This is a genomic window from Oceanobacillus luteolus (genome assembly GCF_023715655.1).
Taxonomy (GTDB): domain Bacteria; phylum Bacillota; class Bacilli; order Bacillales; family Amphibacillaceae; genus Oceanobacillus; species Oceanobacillus luteolus.
This window is the reverse complement of sequence record NZ_JAMBON010000035.1, coordinates 1-14,134: the sequence shown is the minus strand read 5'-3', so window position 1 is coordinate 14,134 and position 14,134 is coordinate 1. Positions and strand designations below refer to the sequence as shown.

The 14,134-nt window shown below is 37.9% G+C and carries 14 protein-coding genes, 1 pseudogene and 1 riboswitch; of the genes and pseudogenes, 14 read left to right on the top strand and 1 reads right to left on the bottom strand.

Annotated elements, in window-relative coordinates; genetic code table 11:
* The first annotated feature begins 1 nt into the window (after position 1).
* From metE to M3210_RS15815, 12 genes are all read left to right on the top strand, one after another.
* A complete protein-coding gene (gene metE, locus M3210_RS15870; RefSeq protein WP_251516348.1) occupies positions 2-2,284 on the top strand; it encodes a 5-methyltetrahydropteroyltriglutamate--homocysteine S-methyltransferase in 2,283 nt (760 codons plus the stop codon).
* 31 nt (positions 2,285-2,315) lie between these two features.
* On the top strand, positions 2,316-2,591 hold the full coding sequence (locus M3210_RS15865; RefSeq protein ID WP_251516346.1) for a glutaredoxin family protein: 276 nt from the start codon (positions 2,316-2,318) through the stop codon (positions 2,589-2,591).
* Between the two features lie 21 nt (positions 2,592-2,612).
* On the top strand, positions 2,613-3,185 hold the full coding sequence (gene ssuE, locus M3210_RS15860; protein ID WP_251516344.1) for an NADPH-dependent FMN reductase: 573 nt from the start codon (positions 2,613-2,615) through the stop codon (positions 3,183-3,185).
* Between the two features lie 255 nt (positions 3,186-3,440).
* A riboswitch (SAM riboswitch) is annotated at positions 3,441-3,544 on the top strand.
* 90 nt (positions 3,545-3,634) lie between these two features.
* A complete protein-coding gene (locus tag M3210_RS15855) occupies positions 3,635-3,781 on the top strand; it encodes a YezD family protein (RefSeq protein WP_251516342.1) in 147 nt (48 codons plus the stop codon).
* A gap of 113 nt (positions 3,782-3,894) precedes the next feature.
* A complete protein-coding gene (locus M3210_RS15850) occupies positions 3,895-4,902 on the top strand; it encodes an LLM class flavin-dependent oxidoreductase (RefSeq protein WP_251516340.1) in 1,008 nt (335 codons plus the stop codon).
* 30 nt (positions 4,903-4,932) lie between these two features.
* Positions 4,933-5,451 (top strand): GNAT family N-acetyltransferase, encoded by a 519-nt coding sequence (locus M3210_RS15845; protein WP_251516338.1) that lies wholly within the window; start codon positions 4,933-4,935, stop codon positions 5,449-5,451.
* A gap of 14 nt (positions 5,452-5,465) precedes the next feature.
* Positions 5,466-6,647, top strand: a complete 1,182-nt coding sequence (locus M3210_RS15840; RefSeq protein WP_251516336.1) for an amidohydrolase — start codon at positions 5,466-5,468, stop codon at positions 6,645-6,647.
* Positions 6,648-6,662: 15 nt separating this feature from the next.
* Positions 6,663-7,469, top strand: coding sequence for a MetQ/NlpA family ABC transporter substrate-binding protein (locus M3210_RS15835; protein WP_251516334.1), 807 nt, complete (start codon positions 6,663-6,665; stop codon positions 7,467-7,469).
* 30 nt (positions 7,470-7,499) lie between these two features.
* Positions 7,500-8,579 (top strand): methionine ABC transporter ATP-binding protein, encoded by a 1,080-nt coding sequence (locus M3210_RS15830; protein ID WP_251516332.1) that lies wholly within the window; start codon positions 7,500-7,502, stop codon positions 8,577-8,579.
* Positions 8,521-9,171 carry a methionine ABC transporter permease gene (locus M3210_RS15825; RefSeq protein WP_251516330.1) on the top strand — a complete coding sequence of 217 codons (651 nt, stop codon included), beginning with the start codon at positions 8,521-8,523 and terminating at the stop codon, positions 9,169-9,171. The genes M3210_RS15830 and M3210_RS15825 overlap by 59 nt, the downstream gene beginning before the upstream one ends.
* Before the next feature lie 22 nt (positions 9,172-9,193).
* Positions 9,194-9,916 carry a MetQ/NlpA family ABC transporter substrate-binding protein gene (locus tag M3210_RS15820; RefSeq protein WP_432806996.1) on the top strand — a complete coding sequence of 241 codons (723 nt, stop codon included), beginning with the start codon at positions 9,194-9,196 and terminating at the stop codon, positions 9,914-9,916.
* A 195-nt stretch (positions 9,917-10,111) separates the two neighbouring features.
* Entirely contained in the window at positions 10,112-11,404 is a 1,293-nt protein-coding gene (locus M3210_RS15815; RefSeq protein WP_251516418.1) for an LLM class flavin-dependent oxidoreductase, read from the top strand.
* 80 nt (positions 11,405-11,484) lie between these two features.
* Here M3210_RS15815 and M3210_RS15810 read toward each other — a convergent pair.
* Positions 11,485-12,395 (bottom strand): annotated as a pseudogene (locus tag M3210_RS15810) (DMT family transporter).
* A gap of 230 nt (positions 12,396-12,625) precedes the next feature.
* Here M3210_RS15810 and M3210_RS15805 point away from each other — a divergent pair.
* Both M3210_RS15805 and wrbA read left to right on the top strand, forming a co-directional pair.
* Positions 12,626-13,114 carry an Lrp/AsnC family transcriptional regulator gene (locus M3210_RS15805; RefSeq protein ID WP_251516329.1) on the top strand — a complete coding sequence of 163 codons (489 nt, stop codon included), beginning with the start codon at positions 12,626-12,628 and terminating at the stop codon, positions 13,112-13,114.
* A gap of 228 nt (positions 13,115-13,342) precedes the next feature.
* Positions 13,343-13,954, top strand: coding sequence for an NAD(P)H:quinone oxidoreductase type IV (gene wrbA, locus M3210_RS15800; protein WP_251516327.1), 612 nt, complete (start codon positions 13,343-13,345; stop codon positions 13,952-13,954).
* The last annotated feature ends 180 nt before the right edge of the window (positions 13,955-14,134 follow it).

Sequence of the window (14,134 nt, the reverse complement as noted above, 5' to 3'; positions counted from 1 at the left end):
TGTGTCGAAGATCAAAAGTTCAAATTTAGGCTATCCACGAATCGGGGAAAACAGGGAATGGAAAAAGGCACTTGAAAGCTACTGGAATGGTGATATCACAGAAGCGGAACTATTGGAAAAAACAGGAGAAGTTCGACTTCACCATTTAAAGAAGCAAAAGGAAATAGGAATTGATCTCATTCCTGTTGGAGATTTTTCACTATATGATCAGGTACTTGATACATCAGCAACCTTTGGAGTTGTGCCAAAACGTTTCCATTATACGGGAGGTAAAGTGGACCTGGACACTTACTTTGCAATTGCACGGGGTGCCGATGATGCCGTTGCGTCGGAAATGACTAAATGGTTCAATACAAATTATCATTATATCGTTCCGGAATTAAATGATGTAACACCAACATTAGCGGAAAATCGAGCACTCAACTATTATAACGAAGCGAAAGGGAAACTAGGGATTGATGGAAAAGCTGTTATTTTAGGACCAATCACTTATTTAAAGATTTCAAAAGGATACGAAGAAAGTCAATTTAGCGAACTGGTGGATACATTTCTTCCATTATATGTTCAGGTTCTGAAAGAACTGGTCGATGCCGGTGCTACGTGGGTGCAAATTGATGAGCCGATTTTCGTTACCGATGTGGCTGAAAATGTTTTGGCAGCAGCGCAAAAAGTATATCAAACTTTTGCCGAAGAAGTTCCAGAGATTAACATTATATTTCAAACCTATTTTGAAAAAGTATCCGATTATGAAACGATTGTTAATTTACCGGTAAAGGGGATAGGACTTGATTTCGTGCACGGAGATTCACTAAGTTTATTGCAAGAATATGGATTTCCGAAAGATAAAGTACTCGCTGCAGGCATTGTCGACGGTCGCAATGTATGGCGGGCAAAGCTTGGAGAAAAATTGACGCTTTTAGAAACAATTAAGCAATTTATAAATGAAGATCAGCTAATCGTTCAGCCGTCATCATCCTTACTTCACGTTCCAATCACGAAAAAGCTGGAACAAAAGATTGATCCGATAGTTCTTGGGGGCCTATCATTTGCGGATGAGAAGCTAGAAGAAATTGTAATTTTGACGAAAGGATTGCAACAAGGTAGAGCAGCAATCGAGACAGAAATTCAGAAATCAATTACCGAACGGAATAATTTACAAGCAAACTATCGTTCAAATGACAAAGTACACGAGGAAATAAAAAATCTGACGCCAGAAGATGCAAAACGGAATGTATCTTTTGAAGAACGCTCAAAACTTCAAGAAGAATGTTTGAATTTACCATTACTACCGACAACTACGATTGGTAGCTTACCACAAACAAAAGAAGTAAGAAGTACCCGTGCGAAATGGCGTAAAGGTGAAATTACAGATCAACAATATGAAAAATTTGTAAAGGATAATATTAAACGCTGGATTGATATCCAAGAACAATTGGATCTTGACGTTCTTGTCCATGGTGAGTTCGAACGTAATGACATGGTTGAATATTTTGGTGATAAATTTAACGGATTTATTGTAACGGAAAATGGGTATGTTCAATCTTACGGCTCACGTTATGTGAAACCGCCGCTAATTATCGGTGATGTATCTTGGGAAAAACCAATTACGGTAAAAGAAAGTGTTTATGCACAATCATTGACCGATCGTCCTGTAAAAGGAATGCTGACTGGACCGGTAACGATCTTGAACTGGTCATTCGTTCACGATGCAAGTCATCGTTATGAAACGATGAAGCAGATTGCATTGGCTCTTCAAAAAGAAGTTGTTGCATTAGAAAAGAATGGCATAAAAATCATTCAAGTAGATGAGCCTGCTTTACGTGAAGGGTTGCCACTAGACAGGGCCAAATGGGAAGAATATCTAAAAGTATCTGCATATGCATTCCGTTTAGCTACTGCAAGCGTTGATGCAGATACACAAATTCATACCCATATGTGCTATTCGAACTTCGAGGATATTTTTGATTGTATTGATGCACTTGATGCTGATGTAATTTCGATTGAGTCATCGAGAAGTCACGGAGAGATCGTTTCAACTTTCGAAGAAAACACGTACAGAAAAGGGATTGGACTCGGTGTTTATGATATTCATAGTCCAAGGGTTCCATCTGTCAATGAAATAAAACAAAATATTGACCGGGCATTAGAAACCATTTCACCAAAGCAGTTTTGGGTTAATCCAGATTGCGGACTGAAAACACGCAAAGAAGAAGAAACTGTAGCAGCATTGGAAGTAATGGTGCAAGCTGCAAAAGAGGCACGTCAAGTAAAAGTAACAATATAAATTTATGCTTAGGGAGAGGTGGAAGACTACGTTGGCAAATAATCTATCAATTGTAGTTTGGTCCAAACAAGGTTGCAGTTATTGCACGGAAGTAAAAACATATCTACACGAAAAAGGTTTAGCTTTCCAAACGATAGATGTAACGGAAAAGGATGACAGGAGAGATATTTTACAAGCTAAGTATGGGGTGCGCCATGTACCAGTTGTCGAGATTGGTCAAGGGAATGTATATGAAGCGGTAACAGAAGTTGGGATTGAACATTTGGAGAAAGCACTGGAAAACACCGCCTTGAAGGGCATCCATTAAAAATTGGAAAGGGGAATGACTATGGGGAGAATTGTCATTGTTTCTGGAAGTCCATCTTCGTTATCGAGATCAGAACGCATTCTTTATTATTTAGGAGACCTCGCTATGCAGGAAGGATTTTCTGTTCACCATGTTTCTGTAAAAGATTTCGATGCAGAGGACCTGCTTTTTGCAAACTTCAACAGTTCTAAGATAAAAGAGATTTCTGTGGAACTGCAAAAAGCGGATGGTGTTATCGTTGGATCCCCTGTATACAAGGCTTCATATTCCGGCGTATTAAAAGCACTGTTTGATCTGCTGCCCCAAGATGTTTTACAAGATACTTTTGTACTACCGGTGATGACAGGAGGCAGTTCATCGCATTTACTCGCGCTCGATTATGCATTGAAGCCTCTACTGGCAACAGTAAAAGCACATAGCTTAAAAGGACTATATTTCCAAGATAGTGAAATAAGCAAGACTGGCAGTGAAGTTATAATTGATAATGTTATGTTAAATCGAACGAAGAAGCAGCTTAATTATTTTATGAGGAAGATTTCAGTTGATGTGCCAGTTATATCAGAAAAAGATGTAGTAAGTGCAAGTCATTATTAAATACTATTTCTGAAAGTAGCAATAGGCTTCTGATTATGAGCTACTTAAGGAAATATTATCAATTTGAACATGTTGTGGCCATATTTATAAGCATTAACGTCTAACATCGGAATTTATAAAAAATTCCCTGAATTTTCCTTGACAAGATAATAAAGGGATGCTAAGATGTACAGTATTAGAATAAAGGTATTATTCTCAAAGATTTATAAGCTTTAACAAAGTACTACTTACAACATAAAAAACTAAATAAAGTATTTCTTATCCAGAGAGGTGGAGGGACTGGCCCTTTGAAACCTCGGCAACGGACTTTTATAGCACCGTGCCAATTCCAGCAAGTCGATGTGACTGGCAGATAAGAAGAGAATGATATAAATGAAAACCTCTTCTTATTTGTATAGAAGAGGTTTTTTGAATTTTCTATATAATATTTTGATAAAGGAGGAGATTCTATGGCAAATGTAACTGACAAAAAGATCTTAGACATCGTAACCGAATTGAAAAAACTTAAATTTGGATCCTTAATCATAACTGTTCATGACGATGAAATTACACAAATAGAAACAACTGAAAAATTACGTTACCAAACTACAAGGTAAGAATCATCAAACGAAATGAAGCATGCCGATTAGACAACTAAAGGCAGCTTTCCATTCATTATTGAATGGAAAGCTGCCTTTTGCAATTTTTTAGAGGGAATGGGGGAGAAATAATGAGCTTAAAACTTGGGATTCTTGATCAAAGTCCAATTTTTAATGGAAAAACAGCAGCTGACGCATTTCAGCATACGATACAACTGGCAAAAAGAGCTGAAGAATGGGGGTACTCCCGTTTCTGGGTTTCGGAGCATCACAACATGGAGCAGGTAGCAGGTTCTTCACCAGAAGTATTAATTTCGCATTTGTTAGCACAAACAAATACGATTCAAGTTGGTTCTGGTGGTGTGATGCTACAACATTATAGTCCTTATAAAGTTGCCGAAAACTTTAATGTTTTATCAACTCTCGCTCCTGGAAGAGTAGATCTAGGAATTGGGAAGGCTCCTGGTGGATTACCTTTGTCTACGAAAGCATTACAAAATGGTGAATCAAATAATAAAAATGATTTCAATGAGCGCTTCACATTTCTAAAACAATTGATAGATGAAACGGTTGAGCATGACCATCCATTAGCAGGTATTCAAGCTTTACCAAGGCCAGATGAGAAACCGGATATTTATTTACTTGGAGGAAGTGTTAATAGTGCCAAATTTGCTGCTGATTTAAGAGTTAATTTTGTTTACGCAGGATTTTTAAATAATGACGATAAAGTACTTCATGAAACAGTTCATAACTTTAAATCGAATTTCAGAGAAGGGAAGTTTATTTTCTCTTTAGCAGTCCTTGCAGCACCTACCCAAGACGAAGCAGAAAAATTAGCGGCGGAGCATAAATTATTCAGCCTTCATCTTCATGACGGCCGGACATTGACCGTTCAATCGGAAGAGCAAGTTTTGGCATATGAGAAACAAGCAGAAGGCCCTTTTGAAGTACAAGAAAAGGCAGCGAATATCATAGCTGGAACACCAGAATATGTGAAAGGGGAGCTAATTCGATTTCAACATCTCTATCATATCGATGAATTTATATTGCATACTCCGATTCGAAGAGAAGCTGAGCGTTTTCGTTCGTTCCAACTATTGAGCCCACGTGAAGTTGCAGCGAAAGTGGAATCAATATAATCTTGATTGATTATCAAATGGAGGACAGCCATGAGTAAATTAATTAGTAATCCAGTCAGTGTCAATGAGTTGGTTAGAGAGGATATGGAGAACGTTCGGCGTGTTCTGATTGAAAGTTACCAACAGTATGAAAGCTATTTCCCTCCTCAAGCGTGGGAGGATTATTTAAAGAGAATTGTTTCTTCTATTGATAATCCGAATGTAGATAAAATTCTAGTAGCCAAACTGGATCAAGAAGTTTTAGGCACTTTGCAGTTATTTCAATCTGGAGAAAAGGCATATGCAATTCCAGAGCTTAAAATCGAGGCACCGATTATTCGGCTACTCGGAGTTCATCCCCGCGCAAGAGGTCGTGGTGTTGGCCATGCTTTATTAAATACTGTCATTCATGATGCAAAAGCTCTCGGCGAATCGAGCATATATTTGCATATAACTGATTTCATGCATCATGCAATCAAAATTTATGAAAAGCTTGGTTTCAAAAGAGAGGTATCAAAGGATTTTTCAAGAGGAAATATTGTATCGAAATGCTATAGGTTGGATTTATAGAGAGGGGAACTGCCATGTTTAAAACGGATTTGAATGATTACTTAATTTCAATTAGACGTCATTTACACCAGTATCCGGAGCTATCAACTAAAGAATTCGAAACAACGAAGTTTATCCAAAAAGAGTTAGAAGAGATAGGGATTAATATAAGAAAAACAGGCTTAAGAACGGGGGTGTTTGCCCAAATAGAAGGAGCATCTCCCGGACCGACGATTGCAATTAGAGCTGATATCGATGCATTGCCAATCCATGAAAAAACTGGCTTACCTTACGCTTCAAAAATAAAAGGTGTCATGCATGCTTGTGGACATGATTTCCATACAGCCGCATTAATTGGTGCTGCTTCCTTATTAAAAAAGAATCAAAATAAGTTGAGAGGAAATATTAGATTCTTGTTTCAGCCGGCAGAAGAAATAGGCGGAGGAGCGGAACAGGTAATTAATGATGGCCAGCTTCAAGGGGTCGAAGCCATCATTGGCATCCATAATAAACCCGATTTACCAGTTGGCACAATTGGTTTAAAAGCTGGAGCGCTAATGGCGTCTGTCGATCGATTTCATATTAAAGTCGCTGGGAAAGGAAGTCATGCCGCTATTCCGCAAAATGGAAAAGATCCCATCCTTGCCGCCTCACAAATCGTTACAGCCCTACAGTCGATTGTCAGCAGAAATGTTTCACCTTTGGAAAGTGCTGTAGTAAGCGTGACAAGAATAACCGGCGGAAGTACGTGGAACGTCATCCCGAGTGAAGTGATTCTTGAGGGGACGACTCGAACGTTTAATCATCAAATTCGCGAAGAAATTATAGAAAAAGTAAATACGATAGTTGAAAACACAGCGCGGGCATATTCAGGGGAAGCTAGTATTGAGTGGTTTCCAGGACCACCTCCATTGGTCAATGATGCAGAAACGATAGACATTTTACGTGAAGCGGCTCAAGAACGAGGACTAAGAGTAGTAAAACCGCAACCGACAATGGGTGGGGAAGACTTTGCCTTTTATCAGCAGCAAATACCGGGCGCATTTGTATTCTTCGGGACAAATGGCAATGAAGAATGGCACCATCCTGCATTTACAGTCGATGAATCAGCGCTCATTGAAGCCTCTTACTTCTTCTATGAAAGTGCTTTGTCATTATTAAATGAAATTCAGGACAATCAAGATGAAAAAGTAGGAATAAACCAGGTTAATAATTAAAAAGGGGTAGAGAAAATGAAAATCAAACATCTTTTAGCGATGATCACAATTGGATTATTTGTAATAACAGGTTGTGTGGAAGGATCAGCTTCTGAAAACGAGAAAGCGACATTGAAAGTTGGGGCTTCTTCTGTACCACATGCAGAAATATTGGAGTTTATTGCACCAGATTTGGAAGAAGATGGTGTGAAACTAGAAATTATGATTTCTACGGATGGTATTCAAACGAATCAGCAGACATCAGATGGAGATTTAGATGCAAATTTCTTCCAGCATACGCCGTATTTAGAACAAGTTAACGAGGACAGTGGGCTAGATTTAGTAGTAGTGGAAGGTATTCATATTGAACCATTTGGAGTGTATTCAAAGGAAATTGATTCCATTGATAACTTATCGGAAGGGGCACAAATTGCTGTTCCGAATAACCCTTCGAACTTCTCAAGAACACTCCTGCTTTTTGCAGAGCATGGAATAATTGAATTGAATGATGCTAAATCAGGTGACTTCTTATTGGAAGACATCACTAGAAACGATAAAAACTTAGAATTTATTCCAGTTGATCCACCTCTCTTAGTTCATTCCTTAGATGATGTAGAGGCTTCGGCCATCAATACAAACTATGCTTTAGAAGCTGATCTTAAGCCTCTAGAAGATTCTTTAATTATTGAAGGATTGGACTCACCATATGTCAATGTTTTAGTCGCTCGTCCCGACAACAAGGACAGCGAACTAATTCAAAAACTTGCGGATGCATTAACAACGGAAAAGGTAAGGGAATTTATATTAGATAATTACGAAGGAGCAGTTGTCCCTGCGTTCTAATGAAATCAATATTCTTCAGGAGGGGTTAGATTGATAGAATTTCGTCAGGTCTCCAAAGTATTTGATAGTGGTGGAAAAAAAGTTGAAGCATTAAAAAATATTCAGTTAAGCGTTAATAAAGGGGACATTTTTGGAGTGATCGGCTTCAGTGGAGCCGGGAAAAGTACACTTATCCGTACCGTGAATTTATTGGAATATCCGACATCGGGTGAAGTGATTGTCAAGGGGAAAAATTTAGCAAAACTGTCTCATAATGAGATACGAGAAGCAAAGAAGGATATCGGAATGATTTTCCAACACTTTAATCTGATAAATTCTAGAAATGTCTTTCATAATGTAGCTATGCCTTTATTGCTAAGTGGATATAACAAGAAAGCGGTAGAAGATCAGGTATATGAAACTCTTCGTTTTGTTGGATTAGAGGAGAAGGCAAATAATTACCCGGATCAGTTATCAGGTGGACAAAAGCAACGTGTTGGAATTGCCCGAGCATTAGTAACGAATCCTTCCATATTATTATGCGACGAAGCTACATCAGCATTAGATCCGGAAACTACAAAGTCAATCTTAAATCTATTAAAAAGGATAAACGAGGAATACAATATTACGATTTTAATCATTACCCATGAAATGGAAGTTATCAAAGAGATTTGTAATCGGGTTGGGGTAATGGAAGATGGTCAAATTATTGAAACAGGAAGTGTCTATGAAGTTTTTGCACATCCAAAAACAGCTACAACACGTAACTTTGTTAAATCTGTCATTCGCGATGAAGTGCCTCAAAGTGTTTATCAACTGTTAAAAGAAAAGGATCATTTTAGTCGTATCTTCAAAATTGAATTTTTCGGAGCAGACTCCGGGCAACCGATTGTTTCTAAAACTGCAAAGATTTACAACGTGGAAATCAATGTTCTGTTTGGAAACATTACGGAATTACAAGGGATTCCTTTTGGTAACTTAGTTGTCGAGTTAATTGGAGATAATTACGAAATTGAGCGAGCGATTGAATATATCATTAGCCAAGAAATCGAAGTGAAGGAGGTTATCGAAGATGGAAGTGAGCAAAGAATTGATATTGAACGCGTTGTGGGAAACGCTTTACATGGTTAGTGTTTCACTCTTTTTTGGAGGGATCATCGGGATATTCTTAGGTGTGTTATTAGTAGTAACGAGGAAAGGACATATCCTGGAAAACCGGTTGATTTATTCCAGCGTGAATCCAATCGTTAATATCTTTCGTTCCATTCCGTTTATTATCTTGCTTGTAGCAATTATTCCTTTTACAAGGTTAATTGTAGGTACATCAATTGGGACAACGGCTGCGATAGTTCCCCTGGTACTTCATATAGGGCCTTATTTTTCTAGGTTAGTAGAAAATTCGTTATTAGAAGTAGATGAAGGAATTATTGAAGCAGCAAAAGCGATGGGAGCGACACCACTGCAAATCATTTATCGCTTTTTAATGCCAGAAGCTTTTTCTTCATTAATTTTAAGTTTAACAACAGTGACGATTGGATTAATAGGTGCAACTGCAATGGCAGGAGCAATTGGCGGTGGAGGACTCGGGGATGTAGCCATAACCTATGGCTATCAGCGATTTAGTTCCATTACGATTCTAGTAACTGTTGTTATTCTAGTGATCCTCGTTCAAGCTATACAGGAAATTGGAAACAGACTAGAACGAAAGGCAAGGAGAATTTAGAGTGACAAAGAGGAGTGTAATCATGAAAAAATGGTTGTTTCCGTTATTTATAGTATTGAGTGTGTTGTTAGGTGCGTGTTCTGGAAATGCAAAGGCAGTAGATGAACAAGCAACAGTCAAAGTTGGAATTCGAAGTTCCGAACTGCGAACATGGGAATATTTAAAGGAGCAAGCCGAGAAAGAAGGAATAAAAATCGAAATTGTCAATTTCTCATCTGCGTATGATCCAAATCAAGCCTTAGTTGAAGGAGAAGTTGATATAAATGCGTTCCAACATGTAGCATATTTGGAGTCATTTAATGAGAATACCAATTCAGAAGTTGTTCCAATTGGCACAACGATTATTGCTCCACTGGGATTGTATTCCAGTAAATATCAAGCGTTGAGTGAAATTCCAGATGGGGCACAAATAGCTGTGCCGAATGATGCACCTAACTGGGGAAGGGCGTTGTTACTACTACAAGAAGCGGGATTATTAACGGTTGTTGATGACTTTGATGGTTTTGGTGGTGAAGACAAAATTAAGGAAAACCCCAAGAATATTGAAATTGTACCAGTAGATGGTGCAAATGCCCCTCGTGTAATGGAAGATGTAGCTGCTTCGGTAATAAATAATGGGGTTTCATTGGAGGCGGGGCTAACACTAAAAGATGCGATTATTCATGAAAGTCAAACAGCAAAACCTTATATCAATGTAATCGCGGCTAGGGACCAAGATAGGATAAGGAAATTTTCCAGAAGATAGTTGAAATTTATCAATCCGACGAGACAGCTGCATTTATTGAAGAGACATATCAAGGGAACTATCTTCCAATCAATATCTCTTTAGAGGAATTAAGTACATTTAAAGAAACTTATTCAAATAACTAAATTTGTTGAGGGAGAGAGAAATGTGACGAAAAGACAAATAAAATTAGCGGCATATTTGATAGGGACAGGGATGCACGTTGCCTCCTGGCGCCATCCACTATCAAGTCCAAATGCAAGTATTGATGTAAAGGCACTGCAAAAGCTAGCACAGATTGCTGAGAGAGGAAAGTTTGATCTTGCGTTTGTTGCAGATAGTTTAGCAATTAATCACGAGTCACATCCACAAATTTTGAATCGCTTTGATCCAGTAGTACTTATAACTGCCTTAGCTTCAGCAACCGAGAAAATCGGTATCGGGGCTACAGCCTCGACAACATATAACGAACCATTCACTCTTGCACGTCAATTCTCATCCGTCGATCATGTAAGTGGTGGGCGTGCGGCATGGAATGTGGTGACGACAGCTGATGCAACAGGACAAACGGCCTTGAATTTTAGTAGGGAACAGCATTGGGAACATGATCATCGTTATGAGAGGGCGGAAGAGTTCGTAGATGTAGTAAAAGGCCTGTGGGATTCATGGGAGGATGATGCTTTTACTTATAACAAAGAGACAGGAGAATTTTATGACCAGGATAAAGTACATGAGCTCCATTACAAAGGCAGATATTTTTCAGTAAAAGGCCCGTTGAATATTGCAAGGTCAGTTCAAGGTCAGCCGGTAATCATTCAAGCTGGTGCATCCATTCCAGGACAGAGACTGGCAGCCCGCACCGCGGAAGTTGTTTTTACGCACTGGGATAATATTGAGGATTCGAAACAGTTTTATCGAAAATTAAAATCACAATTAGTGGACTTTGGCAGGAGTGAAAATGAGCTTCACATTCTCCATGGCATATCACCAATAGTAGGAGAAACTGAGAAAGAAGCATATGAAAAATATAATGAGTTACAAAAACTCATTGATCCATATGAAAGTTTGAAATTTGTTTCTGGATATATGGGGAATGTAGATTTTTCCAAATACTCTCTAGATACACCAGCAAAAGAAGTGGAATTTCCAAAAGTAAATAGTATCCAAAGTCAATTCAATGAAATGAAGAAGATTATTGAGGAAGAAAATCTCAAAGTTGGAGATCTCTATACTAGATTTTTCGGCGCAGCTAAAAAAGACGGCTTTATTGGTACGCCTACACAAGTAGCAGATGAGATGGAAAAATGGTTTACAGAAAAAGCAACAGATGGTTTTATGATTCAATTCCCCCTTTTACCAAGGGATTTGGAAGATTTTGTTGAGTTAGTTGTTCCGATTTTGCAGAAAAGAGGCTTATTCCGCTTGGATTATGAGGGAAATACATTACGTGATCATCTTGGCCTGAAAAAACCAGAAAATCGTTTCACGAAAGGAAAAGTTACGAATTAATAGGAAGTGAAACCTTGAGTCCCACCTACTTAAAAAGTACGGTGGGATTCAAAGTTGGGCGAGAAAAGGTGCATGAGTGTCTAGTCGTGTCTCAACTTTCCTAAAGAGAATATATTCAATTCTTTTGTTTTAAAGTATGAAAATAAATAAGTACCAGTTATTACAATGGCACTACCTATCCCCTGTATCCAAGTCATTTGTTCACCTAAGAATAGAAAAGCTAAAATTGCAGTAAATACCGGGTTAAAATTAAGAAATACCCCTGATGTCGTCGAACCTAATTTTTGAACACAAATACTCCAAAGCAGCATACATACAACGGTTGAGATTAGGCCTGTATAAATGATTGCACTAATAAAGGAGATATTAATATTTGTAACTGTAAAATTAGGGACACTCAATGGTAGAAGGATAATCAGTCCAAAACCGCAGAGTACAGAGTAGACATTAGAGCCGTAGTTTTTGTCATAGCCCATTTCGTGCATATGGTGTAGATCCCCCATACACAAACTGCAGCCAACATCCATAAATCTCCAGTATTAAAACTCAATGAAAGCATATCGTTTATTTCACCTTTAGTAAGTACAAGAGTTACTCCAAAGAAGCAGAAAATCATGGAAATAAACTGAAGTACATTTATTTTCTCTTTGAAGAATATAAAAGAAAAGACTGCGATGGAAATCATATTTAATGTGGAGATTAATCCTACATTTGGAGCTGTCGTTCGTTCTAATGCAAGAAACTGTAAAAGGTTAAACAGCACTACACCTGTTAATCCCATGAAAAACAATGGAAGAAGTGCAGCACGTGGTGGCAGAAGTTTTCTTTCTTTTTTCCAAACAAGTGGGACTAAGCAGACAACCGCAATGATCCATCTTAAAGTCGTCAGAGTGATCGGTGAGGCATGCTCCACAAGTATTTTACTGACGACAAAATTTCCTCCCCAAAATAATGAGGTTAATAGCAATAAGACATAATACATCATCAACATTAATTCAAGCCTTCCTTTTTTAAACAGTAACATTCAATATGAAAAAGCGCTTTAAGTATTGAATGCTTTACTTTAAATCATTTTAACATTATCGAACATTTATTAGTGGTTATTTTGTATAATGGAATAAATTAAAAATAATATTAAGTTAAAGTGGATTAAAGGGAAATAATGTTCAGTTCATGAGTTGCTTTATCATAATATCCGAAGAAAATAAAGGGGTGAAAATATTGGAATTCAGTAAAAATAAAATGCTTGATGAATTGGATTGTAACATCTTACATATTTTACAAACCGAAGGGCAGCTAAACAATTCAGAAATCGCTAAACGGGTGAACTTATCTCCGCCGGCAACTCATACAAGGATAAAAAGACTGGAAGCTGAAGGGTACATCACGAATCATGTTGCGATTTTAAATCAGGAAAAATTAGGATTTGATTTATTATCATTTATTTTTATGAGTACAAACATACATCAACAAGAAAAGTTGGAAGTCTTAGAGAGAAAACTAAAGTCAATGCCGGAGATTTTGGAATGTCAGTGCATTACCGGAGAGTATGATTATCTTCTCAAGGTTGCAAACAAAGACCGCAAAGAATTAGAAAACTTCATCAGGAAATTAAATAGTCTTGGTATTACTCGTATTCAAACTAGCTTAGCATTAAGGGAAATTAAATATTCCACAGCTTTACCTATCTGGGATGATGAAAATCGTTGAATAGTTTTACTGGGATTCTCAAAAAGGAGCTTCCATGTGCCTATGTGCATATGGAAGCTTCTTTCTTGTCCATTGTAATACTAAGCAAAGGTTTAAGTTAAGTTGTGGTATTGAAATTTTGTAGCAGGATATTCTAAGAAATGGTATTAAAAATTAAATACAAGAAAGGATAAAGTTAATGGGCTTCCTAAGTCGATTATTTGGGAAAAGGAAAAGGAGATGGAAAGCATGTCAAACGTTAAGTTAGCAATTGTATTCTATAGTATGGGTGGAACGAATTTTCAATTATCCAAGTGGGCAAAGGAAGGGGCAGAGGCAGCTGGTGCAGAAGTCCGATTATTAAAAGTTCAGGAATTAGCGCCAGAATCAGTTATTGAAGGTAATGAAGTCTGGAAAAAAACTGTAGATGCTACAAAAGATGTTCCTGTTGCAACCTCTGATGATCTCGAGTGGGCGGACGCAATTATCTTTAGTACCCCTACTCGATTTGGTAATGTGGCATCTCAGATGAAGCAGTTCTTAGATACACAAGGTGGATTATGGGCGAGTGGCAAAACAGTAAATAAAGTGGTAAGTGCTATGACTTCAGCACAAAACCCACATGGTGGACAAGAGGCTACAATTCTTGCTTTATATACATCGATGATGCATTGGGGTGCAATTATTGCTGCTCCTGGATATACAGATCAAGTGTTGTTCGGTGCCGGAGGAAATCCTTATGGAACAAGCGTATCTGTCGACCAGGATGGAAAAATGATAGAAGATGTGGAAGGTGCGGTTAAACACCAAGCAAAACGGACGGTTCAGGTTGCGGAGTGGGTTAAAAAAGGAAGTCAATAAGAGATAATGCGGACCAATCGAGTGGATTGGTTCGTTTTTTATAGGTGAAAGTACACTAGCGTTGCATAAATAATACCAGAATTTTCAGTTTTAATCTTTTTTCTATTAGAGCCAAAAAAGTAAATACCCAACTAAAGGTGGCTCCATTCATTTTTTTTACAATATACAATTAGACTTGAG

What these genes read in the sequence shown, in the direction of transcription:
- M3210_RS15840 (WP_251516336.1), top strand. Translation starts at nt 5,466, where the DNA reads ATGTTTAAAACGGATTTGAATGATTACTTAATTTCAATTAGACGTCAT.
- M3210_RS15825 (WP_251516330.1), top strand. Translation starts at nt 8,521, where the DNA reads ATGGAAGTGAGCAAAGAATTGATATTGAACGCGTTGTGGGAAACGCTT.
- M3210_RS15835 (WP_251516334.1), top strand. Translation starts at nt 6,663, where the DNA reads ATGAAAATCAAACATCTTTTAGCGATGATCACAATTGGATTATTTGTA.
- M3210_RS15845 (WP_251516338.1), top strand. Translation starts at nt 4,933, where the DNA reads ATGAGTAAATTAATTAGTAATCCAGTCAGTGTCAATGAGTTGGTTAGA.
- M3210_RS15820 (WP_432806996.1), top strand. Translation starts at nt 9,194, where the DNA reads ATGAAAAAATGGTTGTTTCCGTTATTTATAGTATTGAGTGTGTTGTTA.
- ssuE (WP_251516344.1), top strand. Translation starts at nt 2,613, where the DNA reads ATGGGGAGAATTGTCATTGTTTCTGGAAGTCCATCTTCGTTATCGAGA.
- M3210_RS15855 (WP_251516342.1), top strand. Translation starts at nt 3,635, where the DNA reads ATGGCAAATGTAACTGACAAAAAGATCTTAGACATCGTAACCGAATTG.
- wrbA (WP_251516327.1), top strand. Translation starts at nt 13,343, where the DNA reads ATGTCAAACGTTAAGTTAGCAATTGTATTCTATAGTATGGGTGGAACG.
- M3210_RS15815 (WP_251516418.1), top strand. Translation starts at nt 10,112, where the DNA reads ATGCACGTTGCCTCCTGGCGCCATCCACTATCAAGTCCAAATGCAAGT.
- M3210_RS15850 (WP_251516340.1), top strand. Translation starts at nt 3,895, where the DNA reads ATGAGCTTAAAACTTGGGATTCTTGATCAAAGTCCAATTTTTAATGGA.